1 protein-coding gene is annotated in these 26,773 nt (G+C 64.1%); it reads right to left on the bottom strand.

Annotation, left to right across the window (positions count from 1 at the left end):
* Positions 1–126 precede the first annotated feature (126 nt).
* Positions 127–26,661 carry a non-ribosomal peptide synthase/polyketide synthase gene (locus R4P64_RS16820; protein WP_317821863.1) on the bottom strand — a complete coding sequence of 8,845 codons (26,535 nt, stop codon included), beginning with the start codon at positions 26,659–26,661 and terminating at the stop codon, positions 127–129.
* Positions 26,662–26,773 lie beyond the last annotated feature (112 nt).

Here is a 26,773-nt window from a genome sequence, read left to right as displayed (position 1 = left end):
TCGAGTCCTGAATTTCAATTGTTTCCCCTCTACCTGTTTGTCGAGCAGGCACAAACTCCCCCGTAGGTGCCACTTTGCACCTTAGTGCGTAGTAGTACCCAGCGGCTACCAGTTTCATGCATCGTCCTAGATGAGATGCTCTCGCAACGCTGCCGCTATGTATGCGGACGGCACTGCATCGATCATCTGGTTGTGTGCGCAGTCAACGGTGTCGGCTGCGATCTCACCGCCCACGTATGCGCGCCACTCGTCGACACTGTGACCGTTTTCAGTAGATTGTCCGGCTATGAAAAATGCGATGTCGCCACCGAAGTACGGCGGACGGTGAGCATTCACCAGTGCGACCGAGTGGGAATAGCCGTCGCTGATCCGGGCGAGGTGATCGGCCTCGATACCGGTGCCGGGCCCGAGTGTTCGCTCGAGGAGGTCGACAGCGTCTTCGAACGTCGCGACGTTTGTCTCCCCAGGCGGCAATCCGAGTCCTGCGACCAATTCGGCGACGGATAGGTCGACAGGTTGATCGTTGTCCGCGGATGGGTAGCTGTCGAGGATCGCAACTGTGGAGACGTCCGCGTGTCGCTTCTCGAGTTCGTGGGCCACCGCGTGGGCGATGACGCCGCCAAGTGACCACCCGACCAGATGGATGGGCCCGCTGGGTGCAAGTGATTGGACGCGGTCTGCATAGTTCTGCGCGAGTTCGGTGAGGGTGCTGAAGCTGGGTCCTCCGCTCAGGGACGGCAGTTGGAGGCCGTAGAGAGGGCGATCCGGGTCCACATGCGCGGCGAATCCTGCGTATCCCCAGGCCAACCCGATGCCGGGATGGATGAAGAACAGCGGAGGTTTGGTGCCGCCTGCGCGCAGAGTGACAACCGGAGCGAGGAAGGCGGAAGTGTCGGCGGGTTGATTCGCCTGGTCTGCGGCTCGGGCAACGCCTGCGGGTGTGGGGTCGAGGAAAAGTGCTTGCAGGCGGACGCGTCGGCCGATTCGTTCGTCGAGTTCGGCAGTGATCCTCGTTGCGACGATGGAGTTGCCGCCGAGGTCGAAGAAGTTGTCGTCGATACCGACGCGGTCGACGCCGAGGACGGATGCAAAGACCTCGGTCACAACTTCCTCGGTGTGAGTTGTGGGCGGTGCATACGGCACGTTGCGGTTCTCGAAATCGGGTGTCGGGAGTGCGCGGCGATCGAGTTTGCCGACCGGCGTCATCGGGATCTTGTCGACGACGATGATTGCCGCGGGAACCATGTGTGCGGGAAGTCTGGACGAGAGATGATGCCGCAGTTCGGCTTCCGCGATGGTGTGTCCGTCGACGGGCTGCACGTACGCCGCGAGCATGGTGTCGCCGGACGGTGTTTCCTGGCCGAGGGTTGCGGCGAAGGACACGGACGGGTGTGACGTGAGAACGGAGTCGATCTCCCCCAGTTCGATGCGGAATCCGCGTACCTTGACTTGGAAGTCGCTTCGTCCCATGTATTCGAGGGCGTGATCGGCATTCCAGCGAACCAGGTCGCCGGTGCGGTACATCCGTTGGCCTGGTTCGCCGTACGGGTCCGCGACAAAGCGGTCGGAAGTAAGTCCGGGGCGCCGGTGGTAGCCACGCGCGAGACCTGGGCCGGTGACGTAGAGCTCACCGATGACGCCGACGGGGACGGGCCGCAGGTGAGTGTCGAGTACCAGTCCGGCAAAACCGATGGCGGGGCGACCGATGTTGATGTTCTTCCCCGGCCGCATGGGCGTGCTGACGGCGGCTTGGATGGTGGATTCGGTGGGTCCGTAACCGTTGAACATCCGCCGGTCGCGTCCCCAGGTGTCGACGAGTTCGGTGGGGCACGCTTCGCCGCCGACTGCGAGTACTTGCAGCTCCGGTAGCGCCGAGCTTTCGATCGAGCTCAGCGCGGTGGGCGTGATGAAGGCATGCGATACGTGTTCGCCCGAGAAGATCTCGGCAAGTTCGGATCCGCCGAATACGGCCGGCGGGATGATGACGAGGCACGCGGCGCTGCCGAACGCCATCATCAGTTCGAAGACCGACGCGTCGAAGCTCGGTGATGCGAGGTGCGCGATGCGCGAGGTGGTCTGCACGTTGAAGCGTTGGTGCTCTTCGGCGTTGAGGTTGGACAGGCCGAGGTGTGTGACGATGACGCCCTTCGGTTTTCCGGTCGATCCGGAGGTGTAGATGAGATACGCGGGGTGCCCGAGGCGCAGGGGCATGGTGCGTTCGGCATCGGTGAATCGTGCGGGACTCCGAGATGTGAGTTCGCGGGTGGTCTGGTCGGAGTCGACGACTATCCAGTCGATGTTCGGGGGCAGCTTCGCGTGCTGTGCTGCGACGGTCAATCCGAGGACCGCCTGAGAATCGTCGAGCATGTGGGTAATGCGCTCGTGCGGGTAGTTCGGGTCGACGGGCAGGTAGGCGGCGCCGGTCTTGGCGACGGCCCAGATCGCGACGACTTCCGAGGCCGATCGTGGCAGCGCGAGTGCAACGTAATCTTCCGGACCGATTCCCCGGGCGCGGAGCACTCGTGCCAGACGATTGGCTTCGGTGTCGAGTTCTCGGTAGGTCATGGTGCGTTCCTGGCTGGAGACTGCCGGCGCGTCGGGGTTCAGTGCGGCTGCGGTCTCGAGGATCTCGGGCCAGGTGCGCGGTCGGGTCGCGTCGGCGCCCAATGCGGGGACAAGTGATTCGGTCTCGTCGGCGCCGAGGATGTTGATGTCGGCGACGTGGATGTCGGTGCTGCTGACCACGGTGTCGAGGATCAGTTGGAGCCTCTGCGCCAACGCGTGAATGGTGTCGGGTTCGAAGAGGTCTACGGCAAAGATGAAGGCTGCGGACATTCCATCAGGTTGTCCGGCTGCGTCGAAGGATTCGTTGACGACCAGTTCGAGGTCTTCCTTTGCGGTCTTGGATTCTGTTCCGAGTGCTTCGACGGTGAGTCCGGGTAGTTCGAGCGCCACCGTCTCGTTGTTCTGCAGTTCGAGTGCGACTTGGAACAGTGGTGAGTACGACGTGGACCGGGTGGGATTGACAACGTCGACGAGTCGTTCGAATGGCAGATCCGAGTGATGGTAGGCGGCGAGATCGGTGTCGCGGATGCCGTCGAGGAGGTCGGTGAACGTCTGATCTTGGTTCACGGGGGTGCGCAAGACCAGTGTGTTGACGAACATTCCGACGAGGTTCTCGAGCTCGTCTTTTCCTCGTCCGGCGATGGGTGTGCCGATGCTGACTTCGTCAGCTCCGGAGAGTTTTGCCAGGAGCACGGCAAGCGCGCCGTGTAGTGCCATGAACATCGTGACGCCTTGTTCACGAGTCAGCGCGGTGAGTGCGCGGTGTGTGTCCGCGTTGATCTGGAAGTCGAAGCGGTCACCGTGGAAAGTCTGTTGGAGCGGCCGGGGGTGGTCGGCTGGTAGCGCGATGACGTCGTCGAGCCCGGCGAGTTGTGCGTCCCAGTACGCGATTTGGCTGCTGATGATCGATTCGGGATCGGATTCGGAGCCGAGGACGTGTTGTTGCCACAGTGTGAAGTCGACGTACTGGACCGGTAGCGGCTCCCAGGCCGGTGCGATGCCGGCTGTTCGGGACAGGTAGGCGGTCATGACGTCGCGTGCGAGTGGAGCCATGGATGCCCCGTCCGCGCAGATGTGGTGGACCACAACGAACAGGACGTGTTCGGCCTCGTCGGTTGTGGTGTCGATCGTGAACAGCGTGACGCGCAGCGGAAGTTCGTTGGCTACGTCGAACCCTTCCTGAGCGAGCTCGCTGATGCGACTGAAGAGATCGTCGGGTCCGACCGTTGCCGTAGCGACGGCGGGTAGGGCGTCGGCGATGTCGAGCACCTTCTGGAACGGTTCGCCGTTCGCGGTCGGGAAGACGGTTCGTAGGCTTTCGTGGCGTCCGACGACGTCGACGATTGCGGCTTTCATGGCGTGGGTATCGAGGTCGCCGGTCAATCGCACGGCAAACGGAATGTTGTACGCGGCTGAGCTGGTGTCGAATTGATTGAGGAACCACATCCGCTTCTGGGCAAGCGAGAGCGGAATGTTGCCGGTCCGTTCGAACGGAACGAGTGGGACGTGGATGCTGGTCGACGGTCCCTCTTCCCGCTGCGAGGAGATCAGTACTGCCAGCTGCGCGGTGGTGGGTGATTCGAAGATCGTCCGCACGCCGAGGTCGAGTTCGAGGGCGGTATTCAGCCTGGATACCACGCGGGTGGCGATCAGCGAGTTGCCGCCGAGGTCGAAGAAGTTGTCGTTGACGCCAACTTTGTCCAGGTCGAGGATGTCGGCGAACACTGCTGCGATCTGGCGTTCGAGTGGTGTCCGGGCTGCCAGGAATTCCGTGGACGGCGCGGTGAAGTCCGGAGCGGGTAGTGCGCTGCGGTCGATCTTTCCCACGGCGTTGCGTGGTAGTTCGTCGACGATGGTGATGCTGGTCGGCACCATGTGGGTGGGCAGACGTCCGGACAGGTGCGCGACGATGGCGGCGGGGCTGAGATCGGATCCTTCGGAAACGGTGAGGTACGACGCGAGGACGGTCGCTCCCCCTGGTCCTTCGACGCCGAGGGTGACGGAGTTGGTGACACCGTCGATAGAGGTTATCTGGGTGTCGATTTCGCCGAGTTCGATGCGGAAACCGCGGACTTTGATCTGGAAGTCGCTGCGACCGACGTATTCGATGGTGTGGTCGGCGCGCCAGCGCACGATGTCGCCGGTGCGGTACATCCGCTCCCCTGGCTTGCCGTAGGGGTTGGCCACAAACCGTTCGCTGGTCAACCTGGTGCGCTGGTGGTAGCCGCGGGCGAGACCGACGCCGGCGATGTACAGCTCACCATGCGCGCCGACAGGTACGGGTTGGAGACGGCTGTCGAGGACGATTTCGCTGACGCCTCGGATGGGGCCGCCGATGGTGATGGGTGCGCCGACGGTCATGGGTTCGCTGATGTCGGCCATGACGGTGGTTTCGGTAGGTCCGTACGCGTTGGCGAGTTCACGCCCAGGGGCCCATTGCGTGACGAGGTGCGGTGGGCAGACCTCTCCCCCGACAACAACGTGCCGGAATTCGTCGAGTCCTTCGGCGTTGACGGTGGCAAGGGCGGCCGTGGTGATGAAGGCGTGTGTGACGTGTTCGGTTTTGATGAGCTCGGCAAGTTCGCTGCCCCCGTAGATATCGGTGGGCACCAGCACCATCGTGGCCCCCACACCGAATGCCTGGAGGTATTCGAAGATCGCGCCGTCGAAGCTGGGCGTCGCGAAATGCAATGTGCGCGAAGTGTGGTCGGCATGGAAGCGTCGTTGTTGGTCGAGCGCGAAGCTGTCCAGGCCGGAATGGGTGACGACGACGCCTTTCGGTTTCCCGGTGGAACCCGAGGTGTAGACGATGTAGGCGGCGTTGTTCAGGTCGATTGCACCCAGTCGTTCGTCCTGGCTGATCGGGAGTGTGCAGGCGAGGGAGACGTCCCGGATGAAGGGTTCTTCGTCGAGGACGAGCCACGGCGCCGCAGGTGGGAGTGAGTCGACGGACTCGCTGACAGTGAGGCCGAGCAGGACGTTCGAATCGGTGAGCATGTGTTCGATGCGGTCGGCTGGGTAGTTGGGGTCGACGGGAACAAATACTCCTCCGGTTTTGGTGACGGCCCATACTGCGAGCACCGATTCGATCGAGCGGGCAATGCCGATCGCGACGGCGGTTTCGGGGCCGGCGCCGCGCTTGATGAGTTCGCGGGCCAACTGGTTGGATTTGCGGTCCAGTTCCAGGTAAGTGAGTGCGCGTTCGCCGGCCGAGAGTGCGATGTGTTCGGGGAACGTTGCGGCGGCGTCGGCAAATATCTCGGGGAGTGTTCGAGTGGATCGCCCGGGGGCGCCGAAGACGGGGACCAGGTCGCGGCTCTCGAATTCGGTGAGGATGTGCATCGAGGACAGTGGTTCGTCCGGCGTCGCCGCGATGCGTTCGATCGCGATGAGTATGCGTTCGGCGATGATCTCGGTGTCACGCTCGGTGAACTGGCTGGGCTGGTATTCCATCTTGATGTGGAGGGCTCGGTCTTCGGAGGCGACCACTGCCAGGGGGTAGTGGGCGGAGTCACGTCCGTCGATTCCCAGGACATGCATGCCGGCGATATCGGTACCGGCGGACAGTCCGGCGCGATCGACCGGGTAGGACTCGAAGACCGTCAAGGTATCGAAGGAGGCGGCAGGGCCCACCGCTGCGGATATGTCGGTGAGTCCGACGTAGTGGTGATCGAGCATGTCAGCTTGCTCGCCCTGGATGCGAACGCACAACTCGGACAGTGATTCTCGTGCGTTCAGTTGAACGCGTACGGGCACCGTGTTGATGAAGAGGCCCACCATGGACTCGACGCCCGACACTTCGGGTGGGCGCCCGGAGACGGTTCCACCGAATACGATGTCGTCGCGGCCGAGCAACTCCCCCAGCACAATTCCCCACGCGGCCTGGACAACGGTTGCCATGGTCAGTCCGTGCGAGCGGACAAAGGTGCGGAGAACATCGGTGCGTTCGGGCGAGAGACTGACCGAGCACACCTCACTTGTCTGCTCGGGGTCGTCGGTGGACGCGCCCAACAGCGTTGGTGTGTCGATCCCCTGCAGAGCGCCTCGCCAGGCTTCGAGCGATGTGTTGCTGTTGCGGGTGGTCAGCCAGGCGAGATAGTCACGGTAGTGCGGTGCGCGGGGCAGGATCTCGGGGTCACCGTCGGTGGCGTACAGCGTGAGCAGGTCGCGCAGCACGAGGGGCGTCGACCATCCGTCGAGCAGGATGTGGTGGTTGGTGATGACAAGTCGGGCCGAGTCGTCACTGATGCGGACGAGCATGAACCTGATCAGCGGTGCTGTTTCCATATCGAAACGCTGCGAGCGGTCGGCCTCGAGGAGGCGTGTCCACTCCGCTTCGATCTCGGAAGGCCGGAGATGGGACAGGTCCGCATCGGTCCAGTCCGCCGTCACGTCGGATCGGATGATCTGCAACGCGCGCCCGCCGGGCGCTGCGATGAATCCGGCTCGCAGGCTGGGATGACGGTCGAGCAATGCCGCTGCGGCGCGTTGCATCCGCGCGTGATCGATGCGGCCGCCGAGTTCGAGAGTCAACTGCACCATGTACGGATCGATGCCGGTGTCGTCGAACTGTGCGTGGAAAAGCAGCCCAGATTGCAGCGGTGAGAGGGACCAGACGTCCGTCAGGTCGGGGAATCGTGTGGTCAGGTGTTCGATCGCAGGCTGATCGAGAGTGACGAGGTCGACGTCCGACGGTGTGAGTTGCCGGGTGTGCGTCTGCTCGACGTAGTTGCTGAGCGCGGTCAGGGCGCGGGTCCACAGTTCAGCTAGCTCCGACGCGTCGGTAGCGGTGAGGATTCCTCTCGGGAACGCCCAGGTGCTGCGCAGGACCAGGCCGTTGCTGCTGTCCGTGGCCACGGTGTTGATGTCGAGCACCGACGCAGCCGGGAGTTGTCCGTTGTGTGGTTCGTCGAGGGTTACTCCCGGCACTGGCAACCACGGAACTTCCTCGCTGCCGGTCTCGGTACCACCGAGTCGTCCGAGGTAGTTGAACGAGATCTGCGGCGCCGGGAGTTCATGCAGTGATCGGGCGTCGTCGAGGTACTTGGCCATTCCGAACCCGATGCCGTTGTCCGGTACGGCGAGCAGCGTTTCCTTCACCGATTTCACTGCCGACGCGATGGCGTCGCCGCCGGAGAGAGCGTCGATGACGGAGATGCCGGCGAGGTCGAGTCGTACCGGGAAGATGGTGGTGAACCAGCCGACGGTTCGGGACAGGTCGGCTCCCGGTACAGCGGCTTCCTCACGTCCGTGGCCTTCGAGATTGATCAGGACATCGGTGCCGCGCTTGCCGTGCGAGTGACGCCACCCGGTCACGGCCAGCGCCAGTGCTGCGAGCAGGCCGTCGTTCACCGAGCCGCCGAACAGGTGCGGAACGGCGGTGAGAATGTTGTCGGTGACCGCGGAGTCGATGTCGACGGTGATCTTTTCCACGGTCGAACCGAGGTCGACGGCCGGGTCGAGTGCCCGGTTTCCCAGCAGTGCGTCGCGGCCGGCGGTGGCTTCCCAGCGCGTGAGTTCTGCGCGGCGCGCGGGTGCCTGTTCGGCGAGGCCGGTTGCCCACCGGCGCATCGACGTCCCACCTGCGGGCAGCGTGACCGGAGTGCGAGCTTCGGCAGCGGCGTACGCGGTCGCAAGATCGGGGACGAGTAGACGCCACGACACACCGTCGACGGCGAGGTGGTGAATCACCAGGAGTAGCCGGCCACGGGCGCTGGCTCCGACAGGATCGAGCCACACCGCTGCGATCATCTTTCCGTTCTCGGGATCAAGGCGACTCGACGCGTATGCCATTGCTTCTTCGGCGGTGCGGCGGAACTGCGGCCCCTGATCTGCACTGATCTCCAGGCGGTGCAGTACATCAGATGCGCGTACCGTTCCGGGTTCGGCGACGATCAGGCTGCGTGTGCCGGTGTCGAGGCGGCTTCGCAGCACATCGTGATGGTCGAGCAGGGATTGCAGGGTGTCATCGAGTGCACGGGCAATGGTGTGACGAGGCAGAGAGAGCAGCGCGCTCTGGCTGTAGCTGCGGATCAGTTCGAGATCACCACCACTGCGCTCGAGGAGCCATGTCATGATCGGCGTGAGCGGCATTGTTCCGACTGCGCCGCCGGGTAGTTCCTCCAGTGCGGGTGCGGTTTCGACGGGTTCGCTGCGGACCACCTGCGCGAGTCCGGCCACGGTTTTTGCCTCGAACACGTCGCGCGGAGTGAAGGCCAGTCCGGCGTCCTTGGCCCGCGAGACCAATTGGATCGACATGATCGAATCGCCGCCGAGGCCGAAGAAGGAATCGTCGATGCCGACCGATGGTAGGCCGAGAACGTCGGCGAACAGATCGGCGAGCATGGATTCTGTTGTGGTGGAAGGGCTTCGGTTAGACGTCGGCCCCAGAGTGAGCACGGTGAAATCGGGGGCCGGGAGATGTCCCCGATCAAGTTTCCCGTTGACGGTCAGCGGAAGCTCGTCCAGGACCACTATCACCGTCGGCACCATGTACGACGCCAATTCGGCGGACACGGAGACGGTCACTGCCTCGGAATCGATGCTCGCTCCAGCTTCGGGCACAACGTATCCGACGATTCTCGAGCTGCCACTGTCGCTGCGCACGATGGCAACGGATTGCGCGACGCCGGGGCAGCGGAGCATGGCGGCTTCGATCTCACCGAGTTCGATGCGGAAACCACGCACCTTCACCTGGAAATCGCTGCGTCCCACATACTCCAGCTGCCCCGCGTCGTTCCACTTCGCAAGGTCCCCACTTCGATACATTCGATCCCCCGAGCCACCGAAAGGGTCGGGTAGGAACCGCGTAGAGGTCAATGCGGGCTTGCCGAGATACCCGCGGGTGATCTGGTCACCGGATACATACATTTCTCCGACGACGCCGGGCGGTACCAGGCGTAGTCGCTGGTCCAGGACGTAGACGTTCATTCCCGGTAGTCCGCGGCCGATGATGCTGGCGGAGCCGCGATGCGCGTCGTCGCGGGTCAAGGCGATGCGACTGACATGGACGGTGGTCTCGGTGATGCCGTACATGTTGATCAGTGCAGGTGTTGTGGGTCTGCGGTCGAACCACTTTCGTAGTTGACCGAGGTCGAGTGCTTCTCCACCGAAAATGACGTAGCGCAGTGCGAGGTCTGGTTCGCCCGGTGCTGGGTGATGACCGCGGTCGGCTTCTGCGAGTTGGTAGAACGCGGTGGGTGTCTGGTTGAGGACGGTGACGCCTTCGCGGCGCAGCAACTCGTCGAACATGTCCGGTGAGCGGGTTGTGTAGTAGTCGACCACAACGAGGCGGCCACCGTGCAGGAGCGGGCCCCACAGTTCCCAGACGGAGAAGTCGAACGCGTAGGAGTGGAACATCGTCCACACGTCGGTGTGGTCGAAGCCGAATGTCGGGGACGCGTTGTCCATGAGGGTGAGGACGTTGCGGTGCGAGACGAGCACGCCCTTGGGCTTTCCGGTCGATCCGGAGGTATAGATGATGTAGGCGGTCGAGTCGCCGCGCAGTGGAGCCAGACGATCCGCGTCGGTGATCCTGCTAGGCGCAAGATGCTCGAGACGCAGGTCTGTTTCCGGTGTCCCGAGTTCGATCACCGGGAGGCTGTAACCGTCCGTGAGGCCGTCGGGCAACATCCGCCGGAACTCGTCGGACGTGATCAGGGCACCGGGTTGTGCGTCGGCGACGAGGAATCGGATGCGCTCTTCCGGGTAGGTGACGTCGATGGGCAGGTAGGCGCCACCGGCCTTGATCACGGCAAGAAGCGCGACCACCAGTTCGGTGGTGCGGGGCAGTGCGACGCCGACGACGGATTCCGGTCCTATCCCCTGGGCGATCAGCAGCCTGGCGAGTCGATTCGCGCGGCCGTCGAGTTCGGCATAAGTGAGTGACGTGGTGCCGTCACCGACCGCAGTGGCGTTGGGATGCGCCGCGACGCTCGCGTAGAAGCGATCTGCGATGGTGTCGTCTGCGGTAAGTGACGCATATCCTGCGGTGTTCCATTCGGTCAGCGCTGTGCGGCGCTCGTTGTCGTCGAGGATGTCGAGGTCGCCGAGTCTGGTTGTCGGCTCCTGTGCGGCGGCGGTGAGCAGTTCGAGAAACCGGCGACCATAGGTTTCCATGAGATCGGCGTCGAAAAGATCTGTGGCATAGATGAACTCGGCGTCGATACCGTCGGGAGCGCCGTGTTCCCCGTACCGTTCCGTGACCGAGAGTTGCAGATCGAATTTGGCGACAGGGAGTTCGATGTCCACTCCGGACACACTCAGTCCGGGAAGTTCGAGTGTCGGCACCACGTTGTTGCGGAATTCGAGGAGGATCTGGAACAGCGGAGTGTGCGATGTGGAGCGCTCGGGGTCCAGCGTGTCGACCAGTCGCTCGAACGGTAGGTCACCGTGCTGGAACGCACCGAGGTCGATCTCGCGCACCTGATCGAGCAGGTCGGCGAAGGTGGAGTCGAGTGAGAGCGGTGTGCGCAGCACCAGGGTGTTCACGAACATGCCGATGAGGTGATCGAGTTCGGCTTCACCGCGTCCGGCGATGGGTGTTCCGATCACGATGTCGCTCTGGCCGGACAGTCGGGCAGCAAGTGCCGCGTAAGCGCTGTGCAGGACCATGAACATGGTGACGCCGCGCTGGCGGGCTACATCGGAGAGGAGTCGGTGGGTGCTCGCCGGAATCTCGAACGCCGCCACGGCGCCTTGCATCGACTGCTTTGCCGGACGGGGATACGAGGTGGGCAGATTGATAGGGTCGGGCAGATCCGCCAGTTGGTGTGTCCAGTAGTCGAGTTGACGGGAGATCTCCGAGTCCGCGTCCTCCTCCGAACCGAGGTTCGCCTGCTGCCACAGCGTGAAGTCCGCGTACTGGACGGGTAGTTCGGCCCAGGTCGGCGCGCTGCCGGTGCTACGTGCGGCGTAGGCGGTGGCAACATCAAGCGCGAGGGGGCTCATGGAGAACCCGTCGGCGATGATGTGGTGAGCCACGACCACAAGAACGTGGCGATCCGGGGCGATCTCGAGCAGTGTGCTGCGAATCGGGACAGCGCGTGAGACGTCGAAGCCTGCTGATCCGAATTCGAGGATGCGGTCGATCAGATCCTGCTCGGCGACGGGTTCCGGTTCCAGATTCAGTGGAACGTCATCGACGGGGACGATGCGTTGCGTCGGTGTTCCGGCGGTGGCGGGGAACATCGTCCGCAAGCTTTCGTGGCGGTCAAGGACGTCGTCGAAAGCGCGGGTCAGCGCGTCGTGGTCGAGTTCTCCGGTCAGGGTGACGGCAAGTGGGATGTTGTATGCCGGTGAGCTGATGTCGAATTGGTTGAGGAACCACATGCGCTTCTGCGCGACGGATACCGGGATGGGTTCGGGGCGCTCGATCGGGGTGAGTGGCACTCGCGCGGTGAGGTCGCGGCCGGCGTTCTGGGCGGCGTGTGCCAGTGCCCGTACCGTCGGGGCGTCGAACAGGGTCCGGACGCCGATGTCGCAGCCCAGCGCGGCGTTCACCCGTGCGACGACGCGGGTCGCGGTGAGCGAGTTTCCGCCGGCGTCGAAGAAGTGTGTGTCGAGGCCGATCGGTCCCGATTCGAGGACTTCGTCGAATGCTGCGGCAATCAGTCGTTCGAACTCGGTGGTCGGGGCCGTGAATTCTCCGCCCGCGGTGTCGAACTGCGGTTCCGGTAGGGCCGCCCGGTCGACTTTTCCGGTGCCGGTCAGTGGAATGTCGTGCAGGATGACAACACTGGCGGGGACCATATGCGCGGGCAGGTGCTCACGTGCGTGTGCGAGGACGTCGGCGACGGTCACCGCAGCATCGCTGTCGATCAGGACGTACGACGCGAGTGCCTGTTGATCGGCCGGTCCGTGTACGGCGAGGGTGACGGCAAATTCGACGCCAGGCAATGCGGCGAGGGCGGTGTCGATCTCTCCGAGTTCGATGCGGAAGCCGCGGATCTTGACCTGGAAGTCGCTGCGACCGAGGTATTCGACGGTACGGTCGGCGCGCCAGCGTACGACGTCGCCGGTGCGGTACATCCGCTCCCCTGGTTCCCCGTAGGGGTCGGCGACAAAGCGCTCGCCGGTCAGCCCGGCACGCTGGTGATAGCCGCGCGCCAGTCCGGCGCCGGCGATGTACAACTCACCGGGCACTCCAACGGACACCGGCTGGAGGCGTCGGTCGAGGACCAGTTCGCGCACGCCTCGGATCGGTCCGCCCAGGACGACGGTGCCGTCGGCGGGTATGGGGTCGCTGATGTTGGCGCCGATGGTGGTTTCGGTGGGCCCGTACAGGTTGTGGAAGGACCGCCCAGGTGCCCAGGTGTGCAGCAGTTCCGGTGGGCACGCTTCACCGCCGACGATCACGCACGTCAACGCGTCGATGCCGCTCGGATCCACTGAGGTGAGCATGGCCGGGGTGATGAATCCGTGGGTGACCGCCTCATCGCGCAGGACTGCGGCGAGTTCCTCGCCGCCGTACACGGTGGTCGGCGCGATCACCATGGTGGCACCGTTGGGGAACGCGAGGAGGTATTCGAGAACGGAGGCGTCGAAACTGGGCGAGGACAATGCCAAGGTGCGGGACTGCTCGTCTATCCCGAAACGCTCACGTTCCTCGTCGGCGAAGTTCTCGAGGCCGGAGTGCGTGACAAGTACGCCTTTGGGTTGTCCGGTCGATCCCGAGGTGTAGATGACGTACGCCGCGTTGCCCAAGCGCGTGGGGGTAACGCTGGGGCCCGATGCCAAGGTGGCCAGACGCGCTTGCGTTTCGGGTGAATCCAGTTCGATCCATCCGATAGCGGCGGGTAGGTCACCGGAGTGCTCAGTGGTGGTGATGCCGATGTGTGCGGCGGAGTCGGCGAGCATGAACTCGATTCGCTCACGTGGATAGCGCGGATCTACCGGAACAAAGGCGGCGCCGGCCTTCGTGATCGCCCACATCGCGACGACGGATTCGACGGACCTGCTGACGCCGATCGCGATCCGATCCTCAGCCGCGACACCATCGGCGATGAGCATCCGGGCAAGGCGATCGGATGCGTCGTCCAGTTCGCGGTAGGTGACCTGGCGCGTGCCGGCGGTCAGTGCGATCCGATCCGGAAAACGGGCCGCGGCGTCGGTGAACAGTTCGGCAAGAGTGCGATTCGACCCGCCCGGCGTCCCGTATGCCGGAACCAGTTCGCGCATTTCCTGCTCGGGCATCAGGGACAGGTGAGCCAGCGGCAAGTCGGGGTGCGCGGCAATGAGTTCGAGGGTCCGCATCAACCGGTCGGCTACTGCGTCGACGTCCCGATCGGCGAGTGCACCCGGGAAGTACTCGAACTTGAGCTTGAACATGCCGCCGTCGGTGGACGCGATGACGGCCAACGGGTAGTGCGCGGCGTCCTGCGCGTCGTGCACGTCGAGTACGTGCATTCCGGCGATGTCTATTCCGGCGGACAACCCGGTGCGATCGACCGGGTACGACTCGAAGACGGTCAATGTGTCGAACGTGGCTGCGCTGCCCACTGCGGCCGAGATGTCCGGTAGACCGACATGATGGTGGTCGAGTAGCGCAGTTTGCTCACTCTGCACGCGAATGCACAACTCGGCCAGGGACTCTCGTGCGTCGAGTCGCACCCGGATGGGAACTGTGTTGATGAACAACCCCATCATCGATTCGATACCGTGCACCTCGTGTGGACGCCCGGACACCGTGCCGCCGAAGATCACGTCGTCGCGGCCGAGCAACTCGCTCAACACGATTCCCCAGCCCACCTGGATCAGTGAGGCCATGGTCAGTCCGCGGGATCGAAGGAACCCGCGCAGGGCTTCGGTTCGCGCGACATCGAGTTCGAGGAAGGTGTCACGCGATGTGGTGGTCAGTTCTTCGGCCGTGTGGGCATGCGTGACCAAGGTCGGTTCGTCCATCCCGGCCAGGGCATGCGACCAGGCTGTCAAAGCCGACTCGGTGTCGCGATGTGAGAGCCATTCGAGATAGTCACGGTACGGATGGACGCGTGAGAGGGCACTTTGGTCGGAGTCCGTCGCGTACAGCGTCAGCAGATCCCGCAGCAGCAACGGCATGGACCAGCCGTCGAGGAGGATGTGATGGTTGGTCAGAATGAGTCGGTAGGTTGTCTCCCCCGTACGTAGGAGCAGGAAACGCAGTAACGGCGCGGTGTCCATGTCGAACCCGCGGACGCGATCTGCTCGGAGCAGTTCGTAGAATTCCGTGTCCTGCTCGCTGGGCGGCAGCGGGGAGATGTCGATCTCGGTCCACGGCACAACCGAATTCGCGTGGACGATCTGCACGGAGTTGCCGGCCTCGTCGGTGACAAACGAGGTGCGGAGGTTGTCGTGCCGATCGAGCAGTGCTTGCGCGGAGCGATGGAGACGCGCAGGTTCGACGCTCTCGAGGTCGAGGGTCAACTGCACGGTGTACGCGTCGACGGTGTGTTCGGCGTACCGCGCGTGGAAGAGCAAGCCGGCTTGCAGGGGTGAGAGTGACCAGATGTCGGCCAGATCGGGAATCTGGTCCTCGAAGCGGTCGATAGCGCTCTGATCGAGGTCGACCAGCGGGAGATCCGACGGGGTGAACCCTCCGCGTTCGGAATTCTCGGCGTGAGCGGCCAGTGCGGTGAGCGCCGATACCCACAAGTCCGCGATCTCGCGGACATCGCCGTCTGACAGGACGCCGGACGGGTACGCCCACGTAGCCGACAACTGTGGTCGCCCGTCGATGTCGGTGGCGACGGCATTGACGTCCAGGACGGCCGCGAGCGGCATGTCGGATCCCCGCGCGGATGCTTCCAGATCGACGTCCGAGGCCAACGCCCAGTCGCCGTCGTGAGGGGATTCGGAGCCGCCGAATCGGCCCAGGTAGTTGAAGGAAATCTGAGGCGAGTCCGGTCCCGAGAGTTGTTGCTGCCCGACATCGTCGAGATAGCGGAGCAGTCCGTATCCGATGCCGCTGTCGGGAATTGCGTGAAGAAGTTCCTTGACCGATTTGAGAAGCGGTGCGGCATTTCCCTGCCCGGACAGCAGTGCGGCGGTATCGACTGCCGATAGATCCACCCGCACCGGGAACACGGTCGTGAACCAGCCGAGCGTGTGCAGTACATCGGCACCGGGGACAACGTGCGCTTCGCGGCCGTGTCCCTCCAACGAGACCAGCACGTCGTCGGCCCGAACTCCGCGAGACGATCGCCACTGCGTCACCGCCAGCGCCAGCGCAGCGAGCAGTCCATCGTTGACCGAGCCCGAATACAGCGCGGGCAAGGCGGTCAGTACGGTCTCGGACACGTCCACCGGAACCTCGACGGCTACGCGCGCCAACGCCCGGCCGGTATCGAGGTGCGGGTCCAGCGGCCGCGAACCGATTTGCGGGTCCGCTCCGGCCAGCATGGAACGCCACAGGTCTATCTCGCTGCGACGGGTCGGGGCGATCTCCGCGAGGGCGGTTGCCCACCGCCGCAGGGACGTCTCACCGGGGGTCGACGTCGAGGCGGGGGTGAGTCCGGCGTCGAGTTGATGGAAGGCTGCCGCGAGTTCGGGTACCAGTACCCGCCAGGAGACACCGTCCACTGCAAGATGGTGAATGACCAGGAGCAAGCGTCCGGCGCCGGTGGGGCCGGACAACCAGGTGACCTTGATCATCGACGCGTTTCGTGGATCCAACGCGTCGCGGGCGTCGTCGAGGGCGGTGACGATCGCCTCGTCGAACTCCGACGTTCCCGGTTCGGCGTCCACCTGAACGCGTCGGCACACGTGGGCCGCGTCGATGCTCCCGATCTCGCCGACGACCAGCGCCCGGTGCGGTTGCAGTTCGAGTCGAGCGCGCAGCGTTCCGTAGCGGTCGAGAACGACTTGTACTGCGGCAGTGAGCTGTTCGATGCCATGCAGAGCAGTGGGGGCGTTGAGCAGAGTGGACTGCGAGAACGAGTCCAGTCCTGCCGTGTTCTCGGCAAATCGATCGAGCCACCAGTGCGCAACCGGCAGGAGCGGCATCGAACCCACTCCCCCTCCCGGCAGTTCCTCCAGCACGAGCGGTGCGGCGTCTTCGGCGAGCTCGATCACTGCCGCAAGTGCGGCGACGGTCTTGGCTTCGAACACCTCACGCGGCGAGAACACGATGCCGCTCGTGCGAGCGCGAGCCACCAGTTGGATCGACATGATCGAATCGCCGCCGAGTGAGAAGAACGAATCGTCCACGCCTACCGAATCCAGCCCGAGAACGTCGGCGAACAATGCGGCGAGAGCCGTCTCGAGTTCGGTTTCCGCTGCTCGCGAATGCGTTCGGGCGGCAGCGAAGTCCGGGACCGGGAGTGCGCGGCGATCAAGCTTTCCGTTGGACGTGCGCGGCAATTCGTCCAGGACGACAACCGTCGACGGCACCATGTGCGGGGCCAGTTGAGTGCTGACCACCGCGATCACGTCATCCGGACTCAGAAGCGAGACGTCGGTATCCGAGGCAACGACATATCCGACGATCCGTGCTGGTCCGCCGTCACGCTCGACCGTGGTCGCGACAGCTTGAGCCACACCAGGGCACCCTGTGAGTGCCGTTTCGATCTCGCCGAGTTCGATGCGGAAGCCGCGGATCTTGACCTGGAAGTCGCTGCGACCGAGGTACTCGAGTTCGCCCTCACCGTTCCAGCGGACCAGGTCACCGGTCCGGTACATCCGGCTGCCTGGAGCTCCGGCGGGATCGGCGACAAAGCGTTCGGCTGTGACGGCGGTTCGGTTCCGGTACCCGCGGGCCACACCGTCGCCGTTGACGTACAGCTCGCCGGCCACACCGATCGGCACGGGGTGTAGTCGCGCGTCGAGGACGGATGCGGTGATCCCGAGCGACGGCCGTCCGATACTGACGCGCCGCGACGGCGTCAGCGGTTCGGTGATACTCGCGACGACGGTCGATTCGGTCGGCCCGTAGGCGTTGATCATGATCCGCCCCTGGCGTGCCCAGGCAGCTACCAGTTCGGGCGGGCAGACGTCGCCGCCGGTCCCGACAGCCTCGAGTTCGCCCAGGACACTTCCGTCGACGGTTGCCAGAGCGGCGGGTGTGATGAACGCGTGAGTGACGTGCTCGTCGCGCAGCAGAGCCGTGAGTTCGTCGCCGCCCAGGATCGAGGGCGGTGCGATCACCATTGTTGCGCCCGCGGACACCGCGAGCAGCAGTTCGAGGACCGAAGCGTCGAAGCTCGGTGAGCTGAAATGCAGAGTCCGCGAGTGTGCATCGACCCCGAACGTGGTGCGTTCCTGCTCCGCGAGTGCTGCCAGGCCACGGTGGGTGACCATGACGCCCTTGGGCAGTCCGGTCGAGCCGGACGTGTAGATGACATAGGCAACGTGGTCGAGGGATCGGGGCCCGCGGAGTTCGGAATCGCGGATCGGCGCGTCCGATGCGGCAGCGCATTCTGCGCGGACCTCCATCGTGTCGAGAACAACCGTGCTCACGTCCGCCGGAATGGTGTGTGTGTCGGCCGTGGTGGTCACGACTACACACGCGCCGGAATCGGTGATCATGTGCTTGATCCGGTCTGCCGGATACGACGGGTCGACGGGAACAAACGCTGCACCGGTTCGAGCGACCGCCCAGATCGCGAGCACGGACGTCGCCGATCGCGGCAAGGCAAGTGCCACGACGCTCTCCGGTCCTGCTCCGTGCGAGATCAGCACTCGTGCAAGTTGATTGGCGTGCCGATCGGCAGCTTCGTAGGCGATCTCGATTCCCTCGAAGGCCAGAGCGATCGAATCGCTACGGTAGTTCGCCGAGATCAAGTCCGGCAGAAGCGCGGGTTCGGGAAGTGCTCGCGTGTCGGCGGCGCGCACCTCGGCGCTACCGAGCAAGTCGATGTCGCCAACGGGCGCATGTGGATCCCGGGTGACGGCGTCGGTGATTCGGAGCAGGTACTCGGAAAAGCGCTCGATGGTGGCGCTGTCGAACAATGCGCTCGCGTAGGTGAATCCGGCCTCGATCCCCGCCGGTTCGCCGTGCTCGTCGAACTTCTCGGCGAGCGTCAACTGGAGATCGAAGTTGGACACCACTGTTTCGAGGTCGAGAATGTCCACGTCCAGGCCGTCGAGAGTCAATGCCGGCCGCTCGGTGTTCTTGAACTCGAGCATCGCCTGGAACAGTGGAGAGTGCGACGTCGACCGCTGCGGCGCCAGGGCATCCACGACGCGCTCGAACGGGATGTCCGCGTTGTCGAAGGCGTCCAGGTCGACACTGCGGACCTGCTCGAGAGCGTCGGCAAAGGAACGAGCGGGGTCGAACCCGGTGCGCAGGACCAGTGTTCCCACGAACATGCCGACCATCGGGTCGAGCAGCGCGTTACCTCGGCCGGCAATCGGTGAACCGATTGCGATGTCGTCCATCCCGGACAGTCGTCCCAGCAACAACGCATATGCCGCGTGCATCGCCATGAAGAGGCTGCTGCGAGAATTCTGCGCGGTGGCAAGCAACCGTCGATGCACGTCCGCGTCGATCTCGAACCGTACAACGGCGCCGGACAGATCCTGAACGCGCGGACGGGGTCGATCCGTCGGCAGTTGCAGTACTTCGGGGAGCCCTTCGAGTCGGTGTGTCCAGTAGTCGAGCTGGCGGGACAGTTCGCTTCCACTCTCGGTGACGTCGCCGAGAACGCTCTGCTGCCACAACGCAACATCTGCGTACTGGATCGGCAGCGGTGCCCAATTCGGTATGAAGCCGCGAGTGCGCGCGGAATACGCGGTCATCACGTCGATTGCCAGCGGCGCCATCGAGAAACCGTCCGCGCAGATGTGATGCACGACCACAACGAGGACATGTTCGTCGGTCGAAACCTGGATCAGTTCCGCCCGGATCGGCGGTGCAGCGGTGACGTCGAATCCTGCCGTGGCCACGTCGTTGATCCGGCTGCGGAGCTCTTCCGGCGCGCAGCGGAGCAGTGGTAGCGACGGCAACGCATCGCCTGCCGGAACGACGATCTGAGCGGGAACACCGTCCACCATCGGGAACGACGTGCGCAGCGATTCGTGCCGATCGAGTACGTCGCCGAGTGCATTCTGCAGGGCACCGTGATCGAGGTCGCCGCGCATCCGGATCGCGATGGCCACGTTGTACGCCGACGAGCTGATGTCGAACTGGTTGACGAACCACATCCGCTTCTGGGCCAGCGACAACGGGATTCGGTCCGGACGCGCCTGCGGTTCCAGTGGAAGCGTTGTCGCTGCGCGCGCCGCGCTCTCGCAGTTCGTTGCCAAGCCTTCGACTGTGGGCTCGTCGAAGATACTGCGAATCGACAGGCTCACCCCCAGCGCGTCGTTGATACGGGCAATCGCGCGGGCCGCGATGAGGCTGTTGCCGCCGATGTCGAAGAAGTTGTCGTCGACGCTGATCTCGTCGGTACCGAGAAGATCAGCGAGGATGTCTGCGATGGTCTGTTCGAGCGGCGTCCGCGGTGCGACATATGCCCGCGTGCTCGTAAAGGTGGGATCCGGCAACGCCGTTCGATCGAGTTTTCCGGTGGAACCGAGCGGAAAAGCGTCCATCGTGATGATCGACGACGGCACCATGTACGCCGGAAGTTCGTCCCGAAGCACCTGCCGAATCCGATCCGGGTCGAGCGCAGTCCCCTTGTCGCCGATCGCGTATCCGACAAGAGAATCGCCGAGCGCGTCGTCGTGATGAACACGGGCCGCTGCCTGCGCTACCCCCGGGGTGCGCAGTATCGCCGATTCGACCTCGGGCAACTCGATCCGCAGACCACGAATCTTGACCTGGAAATCTTTTCGGCCGATGTAGTCGAGTTGACCGTCCACCCGCCACCGCACGATGTCGCCCGTGCGATACATGCGGGCGGCCCCGATTCGGCTGTACGGATCGGCTACAAAGCGGTCGGCGGTGAGCTCGCTCCTGCCGAAATATCCGCGCGCCAACTGGACGCCGGCGAGGTACAACTCGCCGTGAACGCCGACCGGAACCGGGTGCAGGCGCGAGTCGAGCACGTAGACCTGGGTGTTCCAGACCGGTGCACCGATCGGAACCGACGTTCCCGGGCCGGGCAGGTATTCGGACGCGGTGACGTCCACAGCTGCCTCTGTGGGGCCGTACAGATTGTGCAGGGCGCCGTCACTCACGCGGGTCAGGGCCATCGCCGTGGCCGGAGGCAGTGCTTCGCCGCTACTGAACACGTGGCGCAGAGTTGCGCAGTCGCCGCGCGATGCGACGGCAACAAACTCGGCGAGCATGGACGGAACGAAGTGGGCCACGGTGACCCGAGATTCGGCGATCAACGTCGAGAGATAGGTCGGGTCGCGGTGACCGTCCGGCGCCGCGATCACCAACTCCGCACCGGTCTGCAGGGGCCAGAACAGTTCCCAGACCGAGACGTCGAAGGTGATCGGCGTTTTCTGCACCACGACATCCGACGGTTCCAGCGGGTAGGCGCCTTGCATCCACTTCAGCCGGTTGACTATCGAACGATGCGATACCGCAACACCTTTCGGGCGACCGGTGGAGCCGGACGTGAAGAGGACGTAAGCGATGTTGTCCGGGTGGAGCGGAGCAATCCGGTCGGCATCGGTGACCGGAGGGGTCGGCGAAGCCTCGAGGTCGACATCGAGGATGTCGATATCCGTCTGGAGGTGCCCGTGATGTCCATTGCTTCCGAGGACACACACCGGTGATGCCACGGACAACACGTACCGGATTCGTTCCTCGGGATGGTCCGGATCCACCGGGACGTATGCGCCGCCGCTGCGGATGACCGCATGGATCGCCACCAACAGTTCCAGCGAGCGCGGGATCGCCACCGCGACGCGCTGATCAGGCCCGACGCCGCGGGCGATCAACGTCCGAGCCAGTGCGTTCACCTGATTGTCGAACTGTTCGTAGGTCAGAGCGGCGTCACCGAAGCGCAGAGCGACGGCTTGGGGACTCCGCTCGGCCTGGGCGCGTGTCAGATCGTCCAGGGTCAGTGCCTCGAGCGGTCGCGACGTCGCGTTCCACCGCTCGAGGACCAACGTGCGCTCGCCTACTGCGCACAGGTCGATGTCTCCGACGACGGAATCCGGCTTCTGAGTCGCTGTGTCGAGAAGAGAGACAAACCGATCTGCCAATCCGGACATGGTGTCGGAGTCGAACAGATCACTTGCGTAGTTCAATCTCCCCTCCAGGTGATCACCGCGCTCGGTGACAATGACCTGGAGATCGAATTTTGCTGCGCCGGTGTCTAATTCGTCCACCGAGACGGTCAGGGACGGCAGAGCAACCTCGGTGGGCGTTGCACCCTCCATGACAAGCATGACCTGGAACAGTGGCGAGTCACCGCTCAGAGCGTCCACCAGCACGTCGTAGGGAACGTCGCTGTGCCGCAGTGCTGCCACATCGGTGGCGCGCGTGCGGGATACGACGGTTTCGAAACTCGCGGCCGCGTCGATGACGGTGCGCAGGGCCAACGTGTTGACGAACATGCCGACGACGTCGTCGAGCGCACGCTCACTTCGCCCGGCTACGGGTGTGCCGATGACGATGTCGTTCCCGCCGCACTCCCGAGCGAGGAGGACCGCCAACGCTGCATGCACCACCATGAACACGCTGGCATCGTGCTCGGCAGCGATGGCCGCAACACGGCGATAGGTCGGTGCATCGACCGTGAAGTTCACGTCGTGGGCTCGCAGGAATCCACGCGCCGGGCGCGGATGATCCATCGGAAGTTCTGGAAGGTCGTCGCGGGCAGCGAGTTCCCCGCGCCAGAAATTCAACTGCGAGCCGAGTATCGAATCGGGTGTTGCCGCATCACCGACCACACGGCGTTGCCACTCGCTGAAATCGCCGTACTGCACCTCGAGCGGCAACCACGCCGGAACCCGTCCGGACTCCCGGGCCGAATACGCCACCATGACGTCGCGGGCCAACGGTGTCATCGACAGACCGTCGGCGGCGATGTGGTGCACCACCAGGACCAGCACGTGGTCGTGCTCGGAGGCTTCGAGCAACACTGCACGCACCGGGGGCGCCGACGTGACGTCGAACCCCAGCCGCGCCAGCTCTTCGGCTCGGGCACGCATCGCGCCGGCGGAAGTCGTCTCGACGGTCAGTTCCGGATTCACATCGGCGACGTCGAGCACCTTCTGCACCGGACCCCACGCGGTGGCCGGGAACACCGTGCGTAGGGACTCGTGGCGGATCAGGACATCCCGCAGGGCTGTCGACAATGCCGCCACGTTCAGAGGACCCGTCAAGTAGACGGCGATCGGAATGTTGTACGCCGGCGACGCCGGGTCGAGTTGGTTGATCAGCCACATGCGCTGCTGCGCCAGTGACGCCGGAATCGGTTCGGGACGCTCGATCCTCGTCAACGGCGGGAGGAGAGTCTCACGTGAATCCGAGGAGTCCGCGCGCGCAGCCAATCCGGACACGGTCGGCGCCTCGAACAGATCGAGCACGCTCAGGGACGTGCCGAGCGCACCGTTCACCCGCGCCACCACCCGCGTGGCAATCAGCGAGTCGCCGCCGAGGTCGAAGAAGCTGTCGTTGGTGCCGGCGCGGGCGATGCCGAGAAGATCGCAGTACACAGCCGAGACGCGCTTTTCGGTAGAGCTTTCCGGTGCGCGGTACTCGCCGATCCCCGACGCCTCGTCGATTGCCGGCAAGGCGTTGCGGTCGATCTTCCCGGCGGGTGTCAGGGGAATCGCGTCCAGCACCACGATGCGCGAGGGCACCATGTGCGGTGCCAGCGATGCCGCAGCATGCGCCGTCACCTCCGGCACCTCGATACGCATCCCCGGCGCTGCCGTGACGTAAGACGCCAGCATCGTCTGTCCGCTGCTGCCGCTCACCCCGACAGTCACCACGTCGTCGAGGCTCGAATGCTGACGCAGCACTTCGTCGATCTCACCGAGTTCGATCCGGAATCCGCGGACTTTGATCTGGAAGTCACTGCGGCCGAGGTATTCCAACTCACCGTCGGCAGTCCAACGAACCAGATCACCCGTCCGGTACATCCGCTCGCCGGCTTCCCCGTTCGGGGCAGCGACAAAACGCTGAGCCGTCGTGGCGCCCTGTCCGTGGTAGCCGCGGGCCAGGCCGACACCACTGACGTACAGCTCACCGGCTACCCCGATCGGCACGGGGTGCAACCGTGCGTCGAGCACCATCGCCGACGCTCCCCGCACGGGTTGACCGATCGTGACCGGAACGTCGCTGCGCAGCGGACCGGCCATGGTGGCGACAACAGTCGTCTCGGTCGGTCCGTACGCGTTGAACATCAACCGGTGCCCGGACCATTGCTCGACAAGCGACGACGAGCACGCGTCACCGCCCGTGGCGATCACACGCAGCAGGGGCAAGTGGTCCGGATCAACAGTCGCGAGGGCAGCCGGGGTGATGAATGCGTGCGTCACTTTGCCCGCGCGCAGGACCTCCGCCAGTTCTTCACCGCCGTAGACCGTGGGCGGTGCGATCACCATCGTCGCCGCGGCTCCGAACGCAAGCAGGAGTTCGAGAACGGACGCGTCGAAACTGGGGGAAGAAAAGTGCAGGGTCCGTGCGTCGGGGGTGGTACCGAAACGGATTCGTAGTTCCTCGGCAAAACTGCTCACACCGCGATGCGTGACCACAACGCCCTTGGGCACGCCGGTCGAACCCGAGGTGTAGATCAGATAGGCGGGATCGTCGAGTCGCAGCGGCCTCAGCAAATCTGCGTCGGTGATAGCTGCGCTCGAACGGTGCTCCAGGTCGCCGAGCACCAGCCAGTCGACAGTGTCCCCCAATCCGCCCCGGACATCACTGGTGCAGATCCCGAGCGTCGCCCCGGAGTCGGTCAGCATGTGCGTGATCCGGTCGGACGGATAGTGCGGGTCGACGGGAAGGAATGCGCCACCGGCCTTCGCCACAGCCCAGGTGGCGATCACCGATTCTCGTGAACGTGCCAGTGCGAGCGCAACATACGTCCCCGGGCCGACTCCGCGCGCAATCAACTCTCGCGCCAGCGCATTCGACTGGGCGTCGAGGTCTCGGTACGTCAGTGCCTGATCGCCCACGACTACCGCGTCGGCGTCCGGATTCACTTGTGCGGCGGTGCACAGAATGTGCGCGAGAGTGCGAGGGGACGCCGCTGCGGGACCGGGAACTGCGCGGAGCGATTCCCCTTCGGCCTCGTCGAGTATCGGCAGATCACCCACTGCCATGCCGGGAGATTCCAGCGCCCGGCCCAATGCCCGCAGCACTCGCGTGAGCACCTGCTGCGCGGAGCGCTCGTCGAGCACATCCTGGTCGTAGGCGGCGTCCAACGTCAACGTTCCCGCGTCGTCGACCACACCGATGGAAAGGTCTGCGCCCTCGATTGTGCGGTTGGTAGGACCGTCGGTCAGGACGACATGCAGTCCGGCGGTGTCCACTACGCCCTGGCTGTAGTCGCGGACCGTAACATCATGGTCTGCAACATCATTCAATACATCGGCGCACGAATGCGCTTGATCGACTGCGCTGCGGAGCGGCACTACGGGTGCGCCCGGCGCAAATCGAGCACCGATCACGATGTCGTCGGTGTTTGTCAGCCGAGACAGCACGATGGCCAGGGCGCCGTGAACCAGACTGAACACGTCTGTGCCCGCTGTCCGCATGCGCTGGTGCAACTCGGGTGCGATCGGGGTGCGCAGAGTTCCGATCTCCTCGCGGTGATCCGAGGTGCGTGGACGATCAAGCACCACCGACGCGCCTTCGGGGGCGTCCGTCATCTCCCTGGCCCAGAACTGCTCGAGCTCACGAGCCCGCGCGCGCTCCCTACCGATCTCAGCCGTCCTGCGATGAACGTGATCCAGCGGTGTGCCGGGACCAACCGCGATCAACTCACGAATCAACTCCGCAAAATCTGCGTGGTGCTCTTCGAGTTCGGTGCGCTCGTAACGATCCGGATTGGCGCGGAACTCGATCAGCGTCTTGACGGGACTACCGCTCTGATAGATGTTGACCAGCAGGTCTTCCACCGGACCCGACGTCACGATGTGGTACTCGCCGACCATCGGGCCCAAGGTGATTTCCTGACGGAAGAGCATCACGTTCATCATCGGCCCGGACAGTCGCTGATCCTCCATCGACAGTCCGGCATCCCGGCGAATGTCTTCGAGGCTGCACCGCTGATGCCGAAGCGCGCCGAGTAGCTCGAGCTGCACTCGCCCCACCAAATCATCGACAGTGTCACCCGGGAGCACCTCGATATGCAGCGGAGCCACGTTGACCAACATGCCGCCCGAGCGCTGCAACGGCGCTGTGGTGCGAGCCGAGACCGGCAAATTGATCAACACGTCCCGATAACCGGTACGACGCGATAGGTAGCAGGCCAACGCCGAAATCAGCACAGCAGCCGGCGTTGCACCCGAACGTGCACTCCACTCGTCCAGAGCTGCGACGGACGTTTCCGACAGCGAATCCGTCACAATCCGAGAATGCGCGCGAGGTGGTGCTTCCCGGCCCGCGAGTGTCGATCCGTGATCCACGCCCGCGATGCGCTCTGCCCAGTACTGCCGATCAGCATCGAATCGACTCGACGCCCGATACGCCTGGTCCAATTCCGACAGCTTCACCACATCGAGCGCTTTGTTGGGCGCGGGCTCACGCCCCTCGAGTTCCGAGGTGTAGAGCGCCGCTATGCGGTTGACGATGGTCATGCCGCTGTATCCGTCGAGCGCTACGTGGTGAATTCGCGTGTACCACAGGTAATCTCGATCCCCCGTTTGCAGGATCGTCATTTCGACCAGACGGTCTCGCGTCAAATCGAGCGGTGTTGCGTGATCGTTGTCCATCCACTCCGCAGCAGCTTCGCGCGGATCGTCACATTCTCGAAAGTCGAAGTAGTCGATCTCCGCGCCGATTGTGGGGTCGACGATCTGGCACGGCTCGCCATCCGGGTACATCAACCGCAGGAACGGTGATTCGAACTCGTGCGCCGCCGCCACCGCAGACCGCGACAACAAGTCGATGTCCAGGTCGCCGTGGATCTCGATGTACTGCGCGATGAAATACGGAACCGCCGGGTGTAACTGCTGCGCAAACCACATGCTCCGCTGCACCGCGGACAACGGAAACGCCCCGGCAGGCAGAGTTCGCGACTGCTCATCCCGATTGTCGGTACCCATCACAACCACCCCCGCATGCTTCGCCGGGAGTGGCGATCGAAAGGTGTGGTTCGGGGATTGAAGAAGTACATCGCACCGCCTCGATATCGAGAGTGGAAACCATGAACGACCC

The sequence above is a fragment of the Rhodococcus sp. IEGM 1366 genome (assembly GCF_033142425.1).
GTDB classification, from domain to species: Bacteria; Actinomycetota; Actinomycetes; order Mycobacteriales; family Mycobacteriaceae; genus Rhodococcus_F; species Rhodococcus_F globerula.
Note: the sequence above shows the minus strand (reverse complement) of the source record. Positions and strands in the feature narration are given on the sequence as shown.